Origin of the sequence: Photobacterium carnosum, from assembly GCF_002849605.1 — a bacterium.
Lineage (GTDB): Bacteria > Pseudomonadota > Gammaproteobacteria > Enterobacterales > Vibrionaceae > Photobacterium > Photobacterium carnosum.
Genome location: NZ_NPIB01000004.1, coordinates 21,730 through 39,531 on the forward strand (window position 1 = coordinate 21,730; position 17,802 = coordinate 39,531).

The 17,802-nt window shown below is 34.8% G+C and carries 20 protein-coding genes; 15 read left to right on the forward strand and 5 right to left on the reverse strand.

What is annotated here, in order from left to right; all coding sequences use genetic code 11:
* Nucleotides 1–17 precede the first annotated feature (17 nt).
* The 3 genes from CIK00_RS05210 to cspE all read left to right on the forward strand — a co-directional run bounded on the left by CIK00_RS05210 (nt 18) and on the right by cspE (nt 3,192).
* The gene (locus CIK00_RS05210) at nt 18–1,064 is read left to right on the forward strand and encodes an HlyD family secretion protein (protein WP_101767864.1); all 1,047 of its coding nucleotides are present in this window, start codon (nt 18–20) and stop codon (nt 1,062–1,064) included.
* The gene (locus CIK00_RS05215; protein WP_101767865.1) at nt 1,064–2,575 is read left to right on the forward strand and encodes a DHA2 family efflux MFS transporter permease subunit; all 1,512 of its coding nucleotides are present in this window, start codon (nt 1,064–1,066) and stop codon (nt 2,573–2,575) included. Before CIK00_RS05210 ends, CIK00_RS05215 begins: the two co-directional genes overlap by 1 nt.
* A gap of 404 nt (nt 2,576–2,979) precedes the next feature.
* A complete protein-coding gene (gene cspE / locus CIK00_RS05220; RefSeq protein ID WP_036791338.1) occupies nt 2,980–3,192 on the forward strand; it encodes a transcription antiterminator/RNA stability regulator CspE in 213 nt (70 codons plus the stop codon).
* Between the two features lie 632 nt (nt 3,193–3,824).
* On the opposite strand, the gene CIK00_RS05230 is transcribed toward cspE, so the two are convergent.
* Entirely contained in the window at nt 3,825–4,379 is a 555-nt protein-coding gene (locus CIK00_RS05230) for a YbhB/YbcL family Raf kinase inhibitor-like protein (RefSeq protein ID WP_101767867.1), read from the reverse strand.
* 173 nt (nt 4,380–4,552) lie between these two features.
* On the opposite strand from CIK00_RS05230, the gene CIK00_RS05235 reads away from it, so the two are divergent.
* On the forward strand, nt 4,553–5,464 hold the full coding sequence (locus CIK00_RS05235) for a LysR family transcriptional regulator (protein ID WP_101767868.1): 912 nt from the start codon (nt 4,553–4,555) through the stop codon (nt 5,462–5,464).
* Between the two features lie 36 nt (nt 5,465–5,500).
* Here CIK00_RS05235 and CIK00_RS21280 read toward each other — a convergent pair whose 3' ends face one another.
* Together CIK00_RS21280 and CIK00_RS05240 are read right to left on the reverse strand one after the other, a co-directional pair.
* On the reverse strand, nt 5,501–5,653 hold the full coding sequence (locus tag CIK00_RS21280; protein ID WP_167388517.1) for a hypothetical protein: 153 nt from the start codon (nt 5,651–5,653) through the stop codon (nt 5,501–5,503).
* A complete protein-coding gene (locus CIK00_RS05240) occupies nt 5,653–6,045 on the reverse strand; it encodes a hypothetical protein (protein ID WP_101767869.1) in 393 nt (130 codons plus the stop codon). Before CIK00_RS05240 ends, CIK00_RS21280 begins: the two co-directional genes overlap by 1 nt.
* Nucleotides 6,046–6,260: 215 nt before the next feature.
* Between CIK00_RS05240 and rpoS the strand changes: the two genes are divergently transcribed.
* The 3 genes from rpoS to CIK00_RS05255 all read left to right on the forward strand — a co-directional run bounded on the left by rpoS (nt 6,261) and on the right by CIK00_RS05255 (nt 8,827).
* The gene (rpoS, locus tag CIK00_RS05245; RefSeq protein ID WP_101767870.1) at nt 6,261–7,115 is read left to right on the forward strand and encodes an RNA polymerase sigma factor RpoS; all 855 of its coding nucleotides are present in this window, start codon (nt 6,261–6,263) and stop codon (nt 7,113–7,115) included.
* Nucleotides 7,116–7,300: 185 nt separating this feature from the next.
* Complete coding sequence (locus CIK00_RS05250) at nt 7,301–7,813, forward strand: hypothetical protein (protein ID WP_101767871.1); 513 nt, start codon at nt 7,301–7,303, stop codon at nt 7,811–7,813.
* Between the two features lie 444 nt (nt 7,814–8,257).
* Nucleotides 8,258–8,827 (forward strand): hypothetical protein, encoded by a 570-nt coding sequence (locus CIK00_RS05255; protein WP_101767872.1) that lies wholly within the window; start codon nt 8,258–8,260, stop codon nt 8,825–8,827.
* 128 nt (nt 8,828–8,955) lie between these two features.
* Here the strand turns inward: CIK00_RS05255 and CIK00_RS05260 are convergent, their stop codons facing one another.
* Nucleotides 8,956–9,357, reverse strand: a complete 402-nt coding sequence (locus CIK00_RS05260; protein WP_167388525.1) for an H-NS family histone-like protein — start codon at nt 9,355–9,357, stop codon at nt 8,956–8,958.
* Between the two features lie 604 nt (nt 9,358–9,961).
* Between CIK00_RS05260 and CIK00_RS05265 the strand changes: the two genes are divergently transcribed.
* The 4 genes from CIK00_RS05265 (at nt 9,962) to CIK00_RS05275 (ending at nt 13,993) form a co-directional block, all read left to right on the forward strand.
* Complete coding sequence (locus CIK00_RS05265; protein ID WP_101767874.1) at nt 9,962–11,890, forward strand: BCCT family transporter; 1,929 nt, start codon at nt 9,962–9,964, stop codon at nt 11,888–11,890.
* Nucleotides 11,891–12,417: 527 nt separating this feature from the next.
* Entirely contained in the window at nt 12,418–12,543 is a 126-nt protein-coding gene (locus CIK00_RS21610; RefSeq protein ID WP_267893086.1) for a hypothetical protein, read from the forward strand.
* Nucleotides 12,544–12,652: 109 nt separating this feature from the next.
* A complete protein-coding gene (locus CIK00_RS05270) occupies nt 12,653–12,904 on the forward strand; it encodes a DUF2999 family protein (RefSeq protein WP_101767875.1) in 252 nt (83 codons plus the stop codon).
* 108 nt (nt 12,905–13,012) lie between these two features.
* Nucleotides 13,013–13,993, forward strand: coding sequence for an MOSC domain-containing protein (locus CIK00_RS05275; protein WP_101767876.1), 981 nt, complete (start codon nt 13,013–13,015; stop codon nt 13,991–13,993).
* Between the two features lie 90 nt (nt 13,994–14,083).
* Here CIK00_RS05275 and CIK00_RS05280 read toward each other — a convergent pair whose 3' ends face one another.
* On the reverse strand, nt 14,084–15,745 hold the full coding sequence (locus CIK00_RS05280; protein WP_101767877.1) for an FAD-dependent oxidoreductase: 1,662 nt from the start codon (nt 15,743–15,745) through the stop codon (nt 14,084–14,086).
* Nucleotides 15,746–15,891: 146 nt separating this feature from the next.
* Here CIK00_RS05280 and CIK00_RS05285 point away from each other — a divergent pair, with 146 nt between their 5' ends.
* From CIK00_RS05285 to CIK00_RS05300, 4 genes are read left to right on the forward strand one after another with little or no spacing between them, the layout of a single operon-like run.
* On the forward strand, nt 15,892–16,191 hold the full coding sequence (locus tag CIK00_RS05285) for an ArsR/SmtB family transcription factor (RefSeq protein ID WP_101767878.1): 300 nt from the start codon (nt 15,892–15,894) through the stop codon (nt 16,189–16,191).
* 12 nt (nt 16,192–16,203) lie between these two features.
* Nucleotides 16,204–16,626 carry a YeeE/YedE family protein gene (locus CIK00_RS05290; RefSeq protein ID WP_101767879.1) on the forward strand — a complete coding sequence of 141 codons (423 nt, stop codon included), beginning with the start codon at nt 16,204–16,206 and terminating at the stop codon, nt 16,624–16,626.
* Nucleotides 16,626–17,063 carry a YeeE/YedE family protein gene (locus CIK00_RS05295; protein ID WP_101767880.1) on the forward strand — a complete coding sequence of 146 codons (438 nt, stop codon included), beginning with the start codon at nt 16,626–16,628 and terminating at the stop codon, nt 17,061–17,063. The genes CIK00_RS05290 and CIK00_RS05295 overlap by 1 nt, the downstream gene beginning before the upstream one ends.
* Nucleotides 17,064–17,110: 47 nt before the next feature.
* Nucleotides 17,111–17,665 (forward strand): hypothetical protein, encoded by a 555-nt coding sequence (locus tag CIK00_RS05300; RefSeq protein WP_101767881.1) that lies wholly within the window; start codon nt 17,111–17,113, stop codon nt 17,663–17,665.
* Nucleotides 17,666–17,802 lie beyond the last annotated feature (137 nt).

Here is a 17,802-nt window from a genome sequence, read left to right on the forward strand (position 1 = left end):
CTAAATAGGATAAATCAATGACAACGACAAATATGGCTCAAACAGAACCTTCAATTCCAGAAAAAAAATCAAATAAGCTTCGTAATTTAATTGTTTTTGTTGTTATTGCTGCGGGTCTAGGTACTGCAGGATATTTTTATATTCACCATCAAAAATTATACCCAAGTACTGATGATGCTTATATTCATGCCAATATTCTATATGTTGCGCCACAAATTAGTGGCAAGGTTCTTAATGTTAATGTTAATAACTATCAACATGTTGCTGAAGGTGATTTATTAGTTAAGATTGATCCTGCGTCTTATGAAATTCAATTAGAACAAGCAAAAGCGGCTTATGAAGTGGCAACACAACAAAATAAAGCCACTGATGATGCAATTTTAGCAGCAAGTGCAAATGTACGTGCGGCGGATGCAAATTTGGTTGATGTTCAAAAAACATATCATCGTGTGATGGATTTAGTGAAACGTAAATTGTTACCAGCACAGCAAGGTGATGATGTAAAAGCGAAGTTAGCGGGCGCTCAAACGTCACTTGAAGCAGCACGAGCAAAAATGTCGCAATTGATTAATCAACAAGGTGCAAAAGGTGATGAAGCTCCACAGGTAAAACAAGCGGCTGCTGCATTAAGTCAAGCAACGTTAAATTTATCTTATACCAATATTTATGCACCATATGATGGTGAGTTAGGTAAGATCAGTGTTCGCCCTGGAAGTGTCGTATCTCCAGGTCTTGCGATGATGCCATTAATTGAAGATAACACTGCGTGGCTACAAGCGAACTATAAAGAAAAAGATATTGGTTTACTCAAAAAAGGCATGTCTGCGACAGTGGTTTTAGATATGTATCCTGATGTAACTTATCAAGCTCAAGTTGAAGCCCTTTCTCCTGCGAGTGGTTCATCTTTCTCGTTATTGCCTCCTGAAAACGCCACAGGTAACTGGGTAAAAGTGCCACAACGTTTCCCTGTACGAGTGAAGTTTATTGATTTAAAAAATAAGCCATTACTTCGTGTTGGTGCCAGTGCTGACGTTACTATTGATACACAATCAGAGACTAACTAATGAGTCAGTCAGTTACACCCGCTAATCGGTTATGGATCACCTTAGCCGTTATGTTGTCAGCAATCATGGTATTGCTGGATATGACAATTGCCAACGTTGCGCTGCCGCATATGATGGGGGCATTAGGGGTTACATCTGAACAGGTAACATGGGTACTTACTTCTTACTCAATGGCTGAAGCTATTTTCATACCCCTTGCGAGTTATTTTGCGCTGAAGTTTGGTGTCCGTAGATTATTAATCGTTTCTGTTGTTGGTTTTATTATTACTTCTGCTTTATGTGGTCAAGCAGATAGCCTTGCTGAGATGGTTACTTTTCGTATTATGCAAGGAGCCTTTGGTGCGTCAGTTATTCCACTGGCACAATCAACCATGGTGCAAATTTACCCTGCTAATGAGCGTGGTAAAGCGATGGCATTATTTAGTGTGGGTATTTTATTAGGCCCAATTTTAGGTCCAACAGTCGGTGGTATTATCACTGAGAATATGGACTGGCGCTGGATTTTCTATGTTAACGTACCTGTAGGGGCATTGTGTCTGACCTTGGTTTACCTATTTGTCAAAACTGAAGGTAAAGGCGAAACAAAATTAGATTGGCCGCTAGTTATTGGTATGACTGTGGGTATCGGTTTATTGCAAATGGTACTCGATAGAGGTAATGAAGAAGGATGGTTTGAATCTAACTTTATTCTCTTTTCATTGATTATTAGTGCAATTGCATGGGTCTTCTTTATTGTGCGTTCATGGCGTACAAAAGGGGATGTGGCACCTATGTGGTTATTAAAAGACCGTAATCTTGCGGTGTCATGTTTGATCATGGCTGGTTTTTCAATGGGGTTATTTGGAATTACCCAGTTACAACCCATGATGTTGGAGCAGTTATTACATTACCCAGTAGAGATGACTGGATTTGTGATGGCTCCGCGTGGATTAACTTCTGCGATTGTGTTGTTGGTAATGGCACAATATATGGATCGATTAGATCCAAGAATGCTGGTGGCGGTAGGACTTTGTTTTAGTATTCTAGGTACCTATTTGATGATGGAGTACTCAATGAATATTAATTTATATTGGGTACTTGTACCGTCAATCATTCAGGGAATGGGAATGGGATTGGTTTTTGCACCACTAAGTCAAATGGCATATCGTACCTTAGATGCAAAATACGCCGTCGGTGGTGCAGTGATGTATAATCTCTGTAGAACCATTGGTAGTTCATTTGGTATCTCAATTGTAAATACATATTTTAGTCGTACGCAACAACGTGAGTGGCATGCGTTAGGTGCAGATATTACTGCAACTAATCCAATCTTACAGCAACAAGCTATGCAACATCATACGACGGTGACGGATCCTAATTTTATCGCTCAAGTTAGTGCGTTATTACATCAACAATCGACATTATTAGCATTTGTATATACGTTCGGTTTTTTGATGTTTTCCTATGTTGCATTACTACCATTGTTAGCATTGTATCGATTTAAGAAAAAGGCGGTTAGTGTACGTTCATGATTCTATCCTGATCCCTTTATTTGTTAGTAAAAAAGACAGATCTTCTGTCTTTTTTACTAACTATAATTTAATGACATATTAGACTTAACTTATTTTACTGGCATTGTTATTGTTTATAAGAAGGTCAACGTATGGTTATTGATATGTATGCTTTTTTTTTAGACAGTTGTAAATTGTGGCCTATAAAAAACTTTACAAAGACACTGTTTAATGACAATATGCTCTCACTCTGTAGCTAGAGTTGTTGATTGATAATTAAGTTAAAGAAAAACCCTTAGAAGCATCTTCGTTATTGTTGTGTAAGCTAGTGTTTCCCTTCGCTTTTCATCATCATATTAAATAATTTGAGCTGCAGTGCATCGCATTTTGCGATAATTTTAAAGAATTTATATAAGGGACACATCATGTCTAACAAATCAACTGGTCTAGTAAAGTGGTTTAACGAAGAGAAAGGTTTTGGTTTTATTACTCAAGACAATGGCGGCGCTGACGTATTCGTTCACTTCCGTGCAATCGCTTCTGAAGGCTTCAAAACTCTTGCTGAAGGCCAGAAAGTGTCTTTTGAAGTAGAGCAAGGCCAAAAAGGTCTTCAAGCTGCAAACGTTGTAGCTCTATAATTTTATAGTTAATCTATAAAATTTGATAAAAGCGTAAATAACATTGTTATTTACGCTTTTGTAGTATCTGGGGTTTGTATTTAATCACCGCGTTAATTTCTTCTGCTAATGTATCATTTCCTGCACTGTTTTCGATCGAAATACTTTTACCTATCTGAAATAACATTTTAATTATAATCAAATCATAAAATTAGTTGTTACTTTGAGTAAAACTAACTAAGCGACCATCATAATCACAAATTATACTAATAACAGCTCTCTTAAATATCTGTGGGCAATGATAAGTTGTTTTTAAAGATTGTATTTCATCGAGTATATTACATTCAAATTCTGGTGGATAAACGACATTAATTGATAGTGATATGCCCGTTATTGTTTGATTTGTTAGATGAAGTTCCTTCCAAGATTGCATGTTATTCCTTTGTGAGTGCAATGTGTTTTTTAATAGTATGTCATTCTGTATGTGAATGATAGCCATATTTTACATTGAATAAACAAACAGAATGATAGTTGGTATCTGGCGATAATGAAGTATAAATTACTTATAATTAGGCGGCAGTAGAGAGATATATCTAAGAAGTCGATGGTTAAAAGCCACTATCAGTAAAGTGGCTTCAATACATTAATTGTTATTATCGTGCATTTGTTGGCGCGACAAGGCGAGCTTTACCAATAACGTGGGCTAGGATGTTATAACCCGCTAATGCAGGAGATGCATTTTCTGGTAGCTTGATATTTGCTGTATTTAGTGCATAGACAGTAATTTGGTAGTTATGTGGTTTTGCCTTTGGCGGTGGGCATGCGCCACCGAAACCTTTAAAGCCAAAGTCATTAGTAACCATACTTGCACCTTTCGGTAATGCTTTACCACCAACGGTACCAGCACCTTCTGCTAATGAATGTACATCTGCAGGAATATTAATTACACTCCAGTGCCACCAACCACTTCCTGTTGGCGCATCTGGATCATACATTGTTACGGCGAAGCTTTTCGTTCCGGCAGGAATATCTGTCCAACTTAATTGTGGCGACTCATTTTTACCAGTACAACCCCATTGATTAAATAGTTGTTGATTACTTAATGTTTGATTATTTGTAATATTTTGACTAGTTAATGTCATGGCCGCTTGTGACATAAAAGAGGGTAAAGTAAAAAGCATCGCCACAGCAAGTGTTTTAATTTTCATGATAGTACCTATGGATTAGTTAAAGCTGACGTTATTCTCATGTTCTATCGTTATCTAATAATCATTAAACGTTAGAGTGAAAAATCTTATACGTATAATGTGTTATTAGTTACAATAGCTCAAATCAATAGAACTGCATCAATAGTTGAGAAAAAATCACTCAAGGATAAAATGTGAGATCATTTCCGCCCTTAAAAGGTATTATTTATTTTGAAGCTTCTGCAAGGTTACAAAGTTTTAAATTAGCAGCTGAAGAACTATTTGTAACACCGGGCGCTGTGAGCCATCAAATTCAGACACTTGAAGCTTTTATTGGTCAAAAATTATTTATTCGTCAACATCGAGGAATAAAACTAACTAATGCAGGGATACGTTATTTCAATCGTATTGCTTTGATCTTGAAAGATTTAGATCAAGCGACAACGGATATTGATTTTATTACAAAAATGCAGAAAATAACGGTATCGATACCACCTACATTATTAAATAAGTGGTTATTGCCGCGTATTAATTATACTTATTTAAGTGAAAATGATATCTCTGTTGTTTTTGTTGATACGATTGAGATGTTAGATTTAAATAAAGAAAATATAGATATTTCAATTCGTTATAGTATTGATAAACCTAATGAAAAATATTGTCGATTATTATTTAAGGAACAGATGATAGCTGTTTGTGCGCCTGGTTATATTGATAAGCCCTTAACGCATTTGTCAGCAGAATTATTAGCGACAAGTACTTTGATCGAGACTACAAATAGATTAATTCAATGGGATTTGATTTTAGCCAATAATAATATGAAACCGTATCCTCATCAAAGTAAGATCTATTTTCAGAATTCAATGCACGCGATTGAAGCGGCAATACAGGGAGTTGGGATTGCATTTGTAAATCGTATTTTTATTGAGTCGTATTTAGAGCTGGGCGTTCTTATAGAAGCTATCGATATGAATATTATAGAAGATAAAATTCCGAGTTATTATCTCGTCAGTAATTATGAAAAAATGCAAGATCCTGCAACTCAACTTCTTTACCAAGAAATTGAGTCATATATTGATGATGATATTATAGCCGTTGATGTTTAATTTATTCTAACGGCGGTTAAATGTATGAATGTTAAGTCACTCAATATGCATGGCTGTATCTGTAATTGCATCATTGTTCTCAATATCTTCAAGTAATGCTCTTAATATTGAGATGGCTTGTGTCAATGAATATTCGTTATTACAAATTAATGACTGAATTTGTTGTTGATAATCAGATAATTGTCTCATTACTTATCCTTATAAACGTTAGTTGTTAATTTGACGGTGTATTTTTCACCAAGAAGAGTATCACGTGCTGTTGACCATGCATTGGCATAACATCTTGCTAATTTTGCATGATCACTGCTGATAATTATTCCTTTATTAATTGCTTTTTTTTCACTGTTACATTGTTTATTGATTTTTCTATTATAAATATCACCTTGATTAGTGAGGTTATAGACTTGATCTTTGGCATTCTTTGTTGCCTGTTGTAAACAATGGATAAGACCTTGCTCATCATAATTTTGATTACTAGCACATGATTGAACAACGATAGAATTGCTTGCATTAGCTGTAGTTGAAAATAGAGCGCCGACAGTAAGAGCGACTAAAATTGTATTCTTTAGAAAGGAACGCATTGAGAGCTACTTTTAATTCTTTGTGTTTAAGATAGTAAACAGTATACCTTAGGCATATATGGCATGCATAAAAAATCACTATTAAGGTTAATCTTCGTGCTATGTAGATTATTATCTGTTAAAGGTTGTTTTTCCTATAATATTTTGTTGCGGAAGTGATAACAATGGCTTTATCATGTAACCTATAGTTAACAAATGATATTCAAGGATGATGTATGAAGGAAGTAATATTTGAAAATGATGTTGTTCGTCTTTATTTAAATGATATATCGTTTAAGCCTTTATTAACAAAAGCAGATGAGATTCTATATAGTCGAAAGTCTTTATTAGGCGATGCAGCGGCTAAACGTGTTCTTATTGAATCTAATTTACGTCTTGTTGTTAGCTTGGCAAAAAAATATCGCGCTTCTACCTTGTTATTGAGTGATTTAATTGATGAAGGAAATATTGGTTTAATTACAGCTGTTGAAAAATTTGATCCAGAAAAGGGTTTTCGTTTTTCTACTTATGCATCATGGTGGATTAAACAAACTATTGAACGTGCTATTCATAATCAAAGTCGTACCATTCGATTGCCAGTACACGTATCAAAAGAAGTGAATACTATTTTACGCGCTCATCGTGATTTAATGACTAAGAATAATAATGAGCCGTCACAAGAAGAAATTGCAGATTATCTAAAGCGTGATGTGAGTGAAGTTTCCTTTTTAATGACAAATAACCAGCATGTTTTATCATTTGATCAAACATTGAATGAAGACGATAATAATTCGCTATCGTATTTTGTGGCTGATGATAATTCTAATTTAGATAAGGTATTAGAGGATAATGATCTGCAAACTATCACTAAAAAAATGTTATTTACATTAACTGATCGTGATCGTGAAATTATTTGTCGTCGTTTCGGATTGTTGGGTTATGAACCTCAGACATTACAAGAGGTTGCTGATGCTGTTGGATTAACACGAGAACGAATTCGCCAATTACAAATTAAAAATCTGACTCGATTAAAACGATCTTTAGCTAATGATCAGTGTGATATGGAAATGTTATTTTCAGTATCAGCATAAAAAGAAAATTATAGCTATTACTCTAAAATAGATGGCTGTGGTCATCTTATTTTTGATATATAGATTGATCATAAATACAGAGTTATGCTCCATATCTGCAGATTGTACTTTATATTGATAGGCATATTATAAATTTACGTACTTAGTGATAAATTTTTATCACTCATAAGTTTAGGAGTATTGTTATGCCAATTATCGATGAAGCATGTGAACATTCAGAATTACTTAATGCATTAATCTCTCGGCAATCACTATTATCTACTAATCGAATGCAATATATTGTTTATGCTGCTGCTTTGGCTTCTCAGAATAAGCATGTGTTACACACTATTCAGCATCTTGTTGGTGATATAACTATCAATCAACGTAAAGATATTCATCACGCAGTAGTAAGAATGGCTGCGACTAATACCTATTATATGGCAATTCATAGTATCGACTTAAGCTGTAATATAGCGAATGCGATGCAATTGGCACCACTAAAAGAATTAGATGTTGAAGATCTAACAAGTTATTACTACGCGTGTATTGCTGCATGTTTAGTTAACAAAGGTTATAGTTGCTTAAATAACCATATTACATTATTGCGCTCTTGTGACGAATCGGATGATTCCATTAATATGGCACTAAGAGTAACCGCTTCAGTGTTAACAATGTGTCAATCAAGTTTTAATAATGATTACTTTCTAGATAACTAATTGATTTAAATTGAAATGATAAGATTTTATATAAAAAACCGTTAATGAATTAGCGGTTTTTTTTGAAATTGGTGGAGAGGTAAGAAGAAGAATTTTAGATATACTATAAATATATGCCGATTTTTAAGAAAGGTACTTCTAATCATTCAATTATCTCCTTATGAAATAAAGATTCAGGTAAACGATTATAATGTAAATGTATTTATTGTTATTTACGTTTAATTGAACCTAGAATAACCAATATAGATATTAAGTCTGTGGCTATTTAATGTTTAGATGTTTATTTTATAGAATAAGAAATGAATCAGATTAAATTAGTGTTATAGCCTGATGTAATAATAGAAAATCATATGATACTATTCACTGTAATTTTAGTGTTATCCCGCCATAAATATGGATATACGTTAAAAGTTAATATTAAAATCACCATTAATCGTTAATGGTATGTTGAGAGATATTGCTGTGATTGATCTATTAAAAGATATATTAGGATGGACATCAGTGGTGTTTTATATCTTAATTACTATATTTAACACGATGAAAGTTACACGTTATGCTGCTTTTGCTTCTGCAACAAATGATACAATATGGTCAATTTTGATGGGGTGGTGGCCGAAAGTGATTCTTAACTTATCGGTTACAGCAATTAATTTATATCGATATTTTAAAGATTTTACTCAAACAGCTAAAATAGTTATTCAAATGTTAGCTGCGGTAATGGTCATTGCTATATCATATATAGTTTATATTGCGATTAATGCTTTTATTGCAGAACCCACGTTAGCGGTTGGATTACAATTTGTCGATTTAGGTGTGATTGTCATTGCATTATATATGACTGAATTGAAAAAATACCGCATATTGATGTTGTTATCTGGTTTTGTTGGTATGGTTGGTTATTTTGGCAACCCTCAAATGATGGTAATTAAGGCATTAGTTATTGTTATTATGAGTTATAAATTATTTACAACGCGCAATGATACCCCAGAACAACAAGCTGCTGAAAATAAGTAAAGTTATCAAAATAAAGTAATTATTTATTACTTACTATTTATTTGTGGATATAAAAAACGCTCATTGTTTAAGACAACGAGCGTTTATTCATCATTAACTTAATTAAATATAAAGAAGTTATGTGTAAATTAGATTTCGAAGCTTACAAGTGCATCGCCATTATCTAATAATTGTTGTAGTGCTTTAGGTGTACGGCCTTGGCCTGTCCACGTTTTTTCATCGCCATTTTCATCAACAAACTTGTATTTAGCTGGACGAACTGCACGTTTTTTCTTTGCTTTTGGGATATCACCCATTAATGCGATTAATTCTTCTGGTGTAATACCTTCAGCTGCAAGCATATCGCGGTACTTCTGCAGTTTTGCTTCTTGTTCTTTATTTTCAGCTTTAGCTGCTGCTTCTTCTACGCGACGTTCTTCAACGACTTGGGTGAACTTTTGTAGACCTTCTTGTAGATCTTCAATAGACATTTCACGCGCTTGAGCTCTTAAAGAGCGTAGATTTAAAAGAGTTTCAATCATGTTATTAATTCTAAATAAAAGGAATTTTGCCTATTGTACTTAACTTTTATAATAAGACACTAAAAATAATTACCATAGTTGTAACTAAATCTCATTTTTTCTTTTTAATTGCTATTTTTAGTTATTTTTTATTAAGGGTATAAATTAAGAAAGAGGATATAGTTCTATTATTAGAATGAAAATAATTAGAAAAATGTAAGTAGTTATCGTGATAACGACATAGTCTAGTATTTAGACTATGTATATATGTCACTTCAATGCTACCAAAGGATAAACAAATATAAGCATGATTAGAAATAGAGATTTAACTACTATTATCGATAATGTTGCATATATTCTTGCTTAAGAGACAAGCTAAATAGCATATAATTTTATTATTACTTTATTTCTAGTAAGTGATGATTGAGATTATATGTTTCTATTTGTAACTGTATGGTAATTGTTTTGCTTGTTAATTCATCTATACATTATTATTTGCGCAAATAATTGATTAATTTAAGGTTAATAAAAAAAATTCATCGTTACCATTACCGTTATCGTTTGTGTCTTTAGTGTTAAAAGAACATCATATATGTAACTTTTCATGGATGATATATAGCAGTAAGGATATCGTTTGAATACATTACGTAAAAATTTCGAATTAATTGATAAGCCCACATTCTTTGGGGCTTTAACAATGCTGATTTTGGTGGTAGTTCCGCTTCTTTTATTTCCTAAAGAAGGTGCAGAGTGGATTGCCGTTGCTAAAACGTTTATGACAGATACTCTGGGTTTTTTATATTTAGCGCTTGGTATGGCTGCTTTTTTCTTTATGATCTACATTGTTTTTTCTGACATCGGTCAAATTAAATTAGGTGATGCAGATGAAGCGCCTGAATTTAAAACCGCATCATGGGCTGCGATGTTATTTTGTGGTGGTATCGGTGCTAGTATTTTGTACTGGGGTGCTATTGAGTGGGCTTATTATTATCAAAGTCCACCGTTTCAATTAGAACCCGGAAGTGAAGAAGCGGTACGCTGGGCTGCAACTTATGGTGTATTCCATTGGGGACCTATTGCATGGTGTATTTATCTTGTACCCGCCGTGCCAATTGCTTATTTCTTTTACGTACGTAAACAACCTGTATTAAAAGTATCTGCTGCATTAATGCCCGTTATTGGTGAAGCACGTAGCCATGGTTGGGTGGGTAAAGTTATTGATGTGTTGTTTATTTTTGGTTTGCTTGGTGGCGGTGCTACAACACTCGGTCTGGCGGCACCATTAATTACAGAAGGGGCTCATTATCTCTTTGGTACGCCTAAAAATACTCAAACACAAATTATAGTATTACTGCTATGTACTTGTATTTTTGGTTACTCTGCTTATGCCGGTATGGAAAAAGGCATTAAAGTACTGAGTAATATTAACTTCTGGGGTGCGTTAGGTTTACTGACTTTTATTCTTATTGCTGGCCCAACGATTTTCATGCTAGAAACGGGCTTAGATTCATTAGGTCGTATGCTTTCTAATTTCTTCGTTATGGCAACATGGGCTGAACCTTTTGGTGGCTATGGTACGTTTGAAGATACTCACTTCCCACAAGATTGGACTATTTTCTATTGGGCATGGTGGTTAGTCTTTGCGCCAAGTATGGGCTTATTTATCGCTCGTATTTCACGAGGTCGTACAATTAAGCAAATGGTGACTGGCTCTATCTTCTTTGGTTCTATGGGGTGTTTCTTATTCTTCATGGTATTAGGTAATTACGGTTTATCACTACAATTATCAGGAACGCTTGATGTTGTTGGTATTTTGAATGCAGAAGGCGCAACTAAAGCAATTTTCTCTATTCTTGAGCAATTGCCGTTTAGTACCATTGTTATTGCTGTATTTACACTGTTATGTTTAATTTTTACAGCAACAACGTTTGATTCAATTTCATATATTCTTGCTTCTGTTGTTCAAAATGATGTTACAGAAGAGCCTATGCGTTGGAACCGTTTGTTCTGGGCATTTGCAATGTCATTTATGCCCTCTGTTTTGATGTTTATGGGTGGATTAGAAACACTACAAACGGCGGCTATTGTGGGTGGTTTACCTCTGTTATTCATTACTGTCATGCTAATGATTTCAGCTGTAAAAGCAGCATCACTTGATTTAAGTCATCAAGATGGTTACGAAGATCCAGTGATTAATATTAATATTGAAGAACTGCCAGATGTTGATCCATGGTCAAAAGAAGGGATGGCATTAGCGAAGTTTGAACAATTAAAAGATATAGCGATTGAAGCTGCAAACACTGAGCGTGATGCATTGAATGCAATCTGGAAGATTAAGAAAACCATTCGAGCAGAAGCATTGGCGCGTGGTGATAGTGGTGCAGATATGGGTGATGTTCCTCAGGAATTAGCTGATGAGTTGCACCGTCTAACCGCAGAAGCAATGGTGGCAAAAGAAGCTAAACTGGAAGCATCAGAATTAGCTCAAGAAGCTCGAATAGTCTTTAATGATATTATTAAACAGAAAGAAGAAATTTCAGAGCTTGAAGAACAAAAAGCATAAATATCATTAAGTAAGGTGAGAAAATAATTATAAGGTGATCTTCGGATCGCCTTTTTTTGTTTGATATTTTTATAGTTATAAGCGGTAAATAATACAATATGCATCATAAATAATAAACTTTCAGAAAAGATGTTTTTACCAAATAGAGGTTATGGATGCTGATAATAAGATTATTATTAAAGATCTCTCGATAACAATAAATTTTATTTTATGAAAAAAGCATCACCTTCGGTAACCACTAAATTATCACTCCTTTCTAAAACTCTTTTGATAATTAATCTTATTTTCTTGATCTCTGATTTTAGTCTTTTTATTCTATATGGCAGTATCTTGGCTCTGATCTGTAGTTGGTTAATGGTGGCAAATATTGTCTCTATTCGATATAAAATTAATACACTTTATAAAAGTCATATTATTATTGGATATCTTCGTTGCGCTTTTATTCCTTTTTCTGTAGTACGAGATGCTAAGCGTCATTATCAATCATGATATAAGTCGGATTATGAGATTAACGTACCACGACGTTATTGGACACATCAAATAGCACTGTATTGATTAATACCACTGAAGGTGGGATCAATGAATTCTTGCATCAGTTAGTTCTTGATTGGTATAAGCAAGATAGTTCTAGTGGCTGGAGTGATCATGGCTAAATGGATAATGTCGGTGATATTTACGTTTTTTTTATTGATAGTGCAACAAAGTAAGTGCAAATGCTAAACTGTCGCTTATTTCATTGAGTAATTACAAAAAGGTAGTGTGATGAACCCGATTATTGCGTTGTTGAAAGAGAATAATATTAGCGATGAGCAGATCAATAATATATTCCAGATGCTAACTCAAAACCCTTTGGCAGCAATGGCAACGATTAGCCAATTAGGTTTACCGCAAGATAAACTGCAAATGCTAATGGCACAAGTAATGCAAAATCCTGCATTAATTAAAGAAGCTGTTGAAGAGTTAGGTTTAGACTTTTCAAAAGTAGAAGCAGCGAAAGAGCAACTACAAAAATAAGTTGACTGATAACAGTATGTTTAAGGCCGTATAAAACCCGTATATTAAGTGGTTTTAACGGCCTTTTTTATAATTGCTGAATGAGTTCCTCCCGTTAGGAAAAAGATTATGTTCCCGTATTCCACCGTTGAACAATTACGTTATGGTCGCGTTACTGGCCAAGATTATTTTTTCCGTACCGGTATTGAAAAATCGATAACAAAGAAGGTTAACGTAACAGCATTAGGATTTGCAGGTGATGAGCAAGCTGAGCGTTTTCATGGCGGTTTAGATCGCGCAGTACTGCAATTTGATAGTAATCACTACGTGCAGTTACAACATATATTTCCTGAATCTGCACCATTGTTTGTCGATGGCGGTTATGGTGAAAATTTAGTGGTTGCTGGCATGAATGAGCATAACGTCTGTATTGGCGATAAGATTACTATTGGCTCCGTTGTGTTAGAAGTTACTCAGCCAAGACAACCTTGTTTTAAGCTTAATCATCGTTTTAATGAACCCACGATTGCACGCTATTCACAACATAACAGTAAAACAGGCTGGTTTTATCGTGTATTGCAAACAGGTGATATTCATCAAGATGACTCAATACAGGTTATTGAACGGCCTTATCCACAATGGACAATTGCCACGGTGCAGCACTATCTTTATATCGAAACCGACAATGTAACAGCAACAACGGCACTTGCTACTTTGCCTGAATTAGGCGAGGAGGTGAAAAAGGTTTTTCAGCGTCGTTTAATCGTTAACGAGATTGAAGATTGGAATTCACGACTTGAAGGATTAATTAAATTAGAAATGCGAGTGGTAAAAATTGTTGATAAATCAGCCATGATAAAGCGATTCTACTTAAGTCGAACTGATCTTGGTGCTTTGCCTCCGTTTAGTGCCGGTGCACACGTCACCGTGAAGTTACCCAATGGTTTAAAACGTGCTTATGCTCTGTGTGACTCTGCTATTGAAGGGGTCTATCAAATTGAGGTTCAACGTGCTTGTGATAGCCAAGGTGGTTCGCAATACATGCATGAACAGGTGAATATTGGTGATGTATTATCAGTTTATGAACCAGTAAATGAAAAAATACTATAATCGCTTGTACATTAAGTTGTTAATGGTTGAATATAATTTATAGATAAAAAAAGCCTTCAGTGAAGGCTTTTTAAGTTAGCGTATTCACGTTTATATTTTAGAAAATTGATAAGTACGGTAACCACCAATAAGATTTCGTGCTTTAAAGCCATTATTGACTAATTGACGATAAGCAACATTACCCCGTAAACCAACCTGACAATAAACAACAATTTCTTTATCTTTTGGTAATTCGTGCATGCGGTGGCGTAATTCATCGACTGGAATATTTATCGCATTACCAATATAGCCTTGTGTGCTTAATTCGCCCGGATTACGTACATCAAGTAATATTTGATTTTCAGTTAAGTTATCTATCTCATCAAAATGGATCGGCGTTGCATCGCCATTGATGATATTGTTCGCAACAAAAGCCGCTTGATTAATGACGTCTTTAGCGCTACCAAAAGGTGGAGCATACGTTAATTCAATATGTTGAAGCTGATCAACCGTCATTCCTGCTCGTTGAGCAACGGACATAATATCAATACGCTTATCAATGCCATCTTTACCGACGGCTTGCGCTCCTAAAATTTTCCCTGTTATTGGGTCAAATAACATTTTAAAAGAGACTGTTTCAGCCCCAGGGTAATAACTGGCGTGACTGGCTGTGTGAACATAAACTTTTTCAAAATTAATGCCGTCACGTTTTAATTGTTTCTCATTTTTTCCTGTTGCGGCAATGGCTAAATCAAAGACTTTACAGATTGATGTACCTTGAGTTCCTTGGTAACTATCATGACGGCCTAGCATGTTATTTGCCGCTATTCGACCTTGACGGTTGGCAGGTCCAGCAAGAGGGACGACGGTTTGTTGTTGAGTAACGAAATCAGTTTCTTCAATCGCATCACCAACAGCAAAAATAGCTGGGTCACTTGTTTGCATTTGTGCGTTTGTTTTAATGCCACCGATTAGTCCAATCTCTAAACCAGCGTCTTTCGCTAACTGGGTTTCAGGGCTAACGCCAATAGCCATAATGAGGATGTCGGTTTGTAATGAATCACCATTACTTAATGATAAGGTTAAACGATCATTAGTTTTTGTGTCTGGAGTAAATTGAACGTCGGTTAGTGCCGTGTTAAGACGTAAATCAATCCCTTTATCGCGAATTTCAGCATGTGCAAACCCTGCCATTTCACGATCAACGGGCATCATTACTTGATCAGAACGTTCTAATAATGTTGTTTTGATCCCTCGCTGGTGGAATGCTTCCATCATTTCTAAACCAATAAAACCACCACCAACAACCGTCGCATGGTTAACTTTATTGATTTCAATCGCTTGGATAATGCGATCCATATCTGTAATATTTCGTAACGAATAAGTTAATGGGTTATTGATACCAACAATGGGCGGGATAATAGGATTAGCACCAGGGCTTAATAATAAAAAATCATAACTTTCAGTATATTGAGTGTTATCGATCAACGTATTTATTGTTACTGTTTTATTTTTTCGATCAATACTTACCACTTCACTCATGGTACGAACATCAACATTAAAGCGTGCCAAGAAACTTTCAGGTGTTTGTAATAACAGTTTATTTCTATCTTTGATATCGCCACCAATATGGTACGGCAAGCCACAATTAGCAAAAGAGATAAATGGACCACGTTCAAACATGATTATTTCTGCGGTTTCACTCAAACGACGTGCTCTAGCTGCTGCTGAAGCTCCCCCTGCAACACCACCTACGATTATAATTTTTGACATATCACTGACTCCAATATTAAGACTTACCATACTATACGACAATATATTAGACTTTACTAATAAAGGTTATGCTAAATTAGCGTTATCTAATATTGTGGGTTATAGTTAGACCTTATCTCTAATGTTCTTATTAAGAAGCGATAAAAATGCAATTAGATAAAATGAAACAACAGGCAACGGAAGTTGCAGATTTATTGAAAACAATGACACATCCGGAAAGATTAATCGTACTTTGTCAGTTAATGGATGGAGAAATGAGTGCCAATCAATTGCAGCTTAATTCAACATTAAGTCAATCTGCCTTTTCACAACATTTAGCAATATTAAGAAAAAATAATATTGTGAAAATCCGAAAAGAAGCACAATCGGTTTTTTATTCTTTAGCTGATCCGCGTATTACAGCCCTTATAACCAGTTTCCATGATATTTTTTGTGATCAAGATTAAGGTGAGGTGAGTATGACTTTTCAAATACCTTGGCCATCATTTTTTGGTGGTATGTTACTTGGGCTATCTGCCGTTATATTGATGTTATTTATTGGTAAGACAGCAGGAATCAGTGGCATTATTAATGGCGTAATTAAGAGAGATAAACAAGAATTAGGGTGGAAAATCGCATTTTTAGTTGGAATGGTTTTAAGCGTATTTATCTTATCTCCCTTGGGCGTAATGTTGCCGACTATTAGTGAACCTAATATAGGTATTGTTTTAATTGCGGGTTTATTGGTTGGTTTTGGTACGCGGTTAGGTAATGGATGCACGAGTGGTCATGGTATTGTTGGCATGGGACGTTTTTCTAAACGTTCAATTTATGCAACCTGTATGTTTATGATTTCAGCCATTATTGTTGTATTTATTCGTCGTTTATTAGGTGATTTATAATGAGCAGCTTAAAGATAAACCGTATTGTTGTTGGTGCTATTGCTGGGATTATATTTGGTTCTGGAATGATTATTTCAGAAATGGTTAATCCGCATAAAGTTATCGCTTTTTTAGACATTTTTGGTCAATGGGATCCAAGCCTTGCCTTTGTGATGATAGGGGCTCTGCTTGTGTTTGCACTTTGTTATCATCTGATTATAAAAAAACGTAAAACAGCCATTAATGGCGATACAATAGCGCCTAAAAATAGTAATAAGATTGATGCTAAATTAACGGTTGGTGCCATTGTTTTTGGTATTGGTTGGGGACTGGCTGGTTTTTGTCCCGGTCCTGCAATAACTAATTTAGGCGGTGGTAATTATGCGGTCTTTGCTTTTGTTGCTGCTATGATTTTAGGTATGGTTATTGCCAATAAATATTTAGCATCAAGATCCTAGTGAATCAGCGATCTGGTTTTTTACTTTAATAATATAAGAGGAAGATGATGAAAAAGTGGATAATATTGGTCTTTGTGATCATACTTGGAACAGGTGTTTTTTACACGGTAGCACGTACAGAACCGCCTATAACATTAAAAGAATTAATAACTCAACCTCAACAATGGCAGGTTAAAGTACCCGATACAACGGCGAGTATTCATTTAACATCCATAAAACAATTACAACAACAACCTTATCTTATGGGGGAGTATCAAACACCTGATGGCGCTGATAATACAACAATTTACCTTGATGCTAATCAGGCTGTTCAGCAAGGTAAGTATATTGCGACATCTTTTGTAACCACGAATTCGGGTAGTGGTACATTTTACTATTTATCCGTATTTGAACAGCACAATAAAAAACTTGAAAATCTGACCAATGTGTTTATTGGCGATCGAATTAACATAGAAAAAATTGCTATTGTTAATAATAATCCGCTAATGATTAAAATTGATTATAAAACGCATGGTGAAAACACACCTTATGCTCTACCTGCTGACGTCGCGAAATCACAAATATATCAATTAAAAGATAATCAATTAGTGCTACAAAAATAAATCGTTTAATGATTTATTAATACTTTGATAGATATATAAGTATATTATTTAAAATAAAAAAGGCCACATCAAAGTGGTCTCTAGTTATGAATGTTACTTATATATTTTTTACTGTTATGTGTAGAAGCCACCATTTG

Coding starts and splice junctions, on each gene's coding strand:
- rpoS (WP_101767870.1), top strand. CDS start 6,261: ATGAAGGAAGTAATATTTGAAAATGATGTTGTTCGTCTTTATTTAAAT.
- CIK00_RS21280 (WP_167388517.1), bottom strand. CDS start 5,653: ATGAGACAATTATCTGATTATCAACAACAAATTCAGTCATTAATTTGT.
- CIK00_RS05275 (WP_101767876.1), top strand. CDS start 13,013: ATGTTCCCGTATTCCACCGTTGAACAATTACGTTATGGTCGCGTTACT.
- CIK00_RS05270 (WP_101767875.1), top strand. CDS start 12,653: ATGAACCCGATTATTGCGTTGTTGAAAGAGAATAATATTAGCGATGAG.
- CIK00_RS05290 (WP_101767879.1), top strand. CDS start 16,204: ATGACTTTTCAAATACCTTGGCCATCATTTTTTGGTGGTATGTTACTT.
- CIK00_RS05300 (WP_101767881.1), top strand. CDS start 17,111: ATGAAAAAGTGGATAATATTGGTCTTTGTGATCATACTTGGAACAGGT.
- CIK00_RS05295 (WP_101767880.1), top strand. CDS start 16,626: ATGAGCAGCTTAAAGATAAACCGTATTGTTGTTGGTGCTATTGCTGGG.
- CIK00_RS05255 (WP_101767872.1), top strand. CDS start 8,258: ATGTTGAGAGATATTGCTGTGATTGATCTATTAAAAGATATATTAGGA.
- cspE (WP_036791338.1), top strand. CDS start 2,980: ATGTCTAACAAATCAACTGGTCTAGTAAAGTGGTTTAACGAAGAGAAA.
- CIK00_RS05285 (WP_101767878.1), top strand. CDS start 15,892: ATGCAATTAGATAAAATGAAACAACAGGCAACGGAAGTTGCAGATTTA.
- CIK00_RS05210 (WP_101767864.1), top strand. CDS start 18: ATGACAACGACAAATATGGCTCAAACAGAACCTTCAATTCCAGAAAAA.
- CIK00_RS05280 (WP_101767877.1), bottom strand. CDS start 15,745: ATGTCAAAAATTATAATCGTAGGTGGTGTTGCAGGGGGAGCTTCAGCA.
- CIK00_RS05240 (WP_101767869.1), bottom strand. CDS start 6,045: ATGCGTTCCTTTCTAAAGAATACAATTTTAGTCGCTCTTACTGTCGGC.
- CIK00_RS05250 (WP_101767871.1), top strand. CDS start 7,301: ATGCCAATTATCGATGAAGCATGTGAACATTCAGAATTACTTAATGCA.
- CIK00_RS05230 (WP_101767867.1), bottom strand. CDS start 4,379: ATGAAAATTAAAACACTTGCTGTGGCGATGCTTTTTACTTTACCCTCT.
- CIK00_RS05215 (WP_101767865.1), top strand. CDS start 1,064: ATGAGTCAGTCAGTTACACCCGCTAATCGGTTATGGATCACCTTAGCC.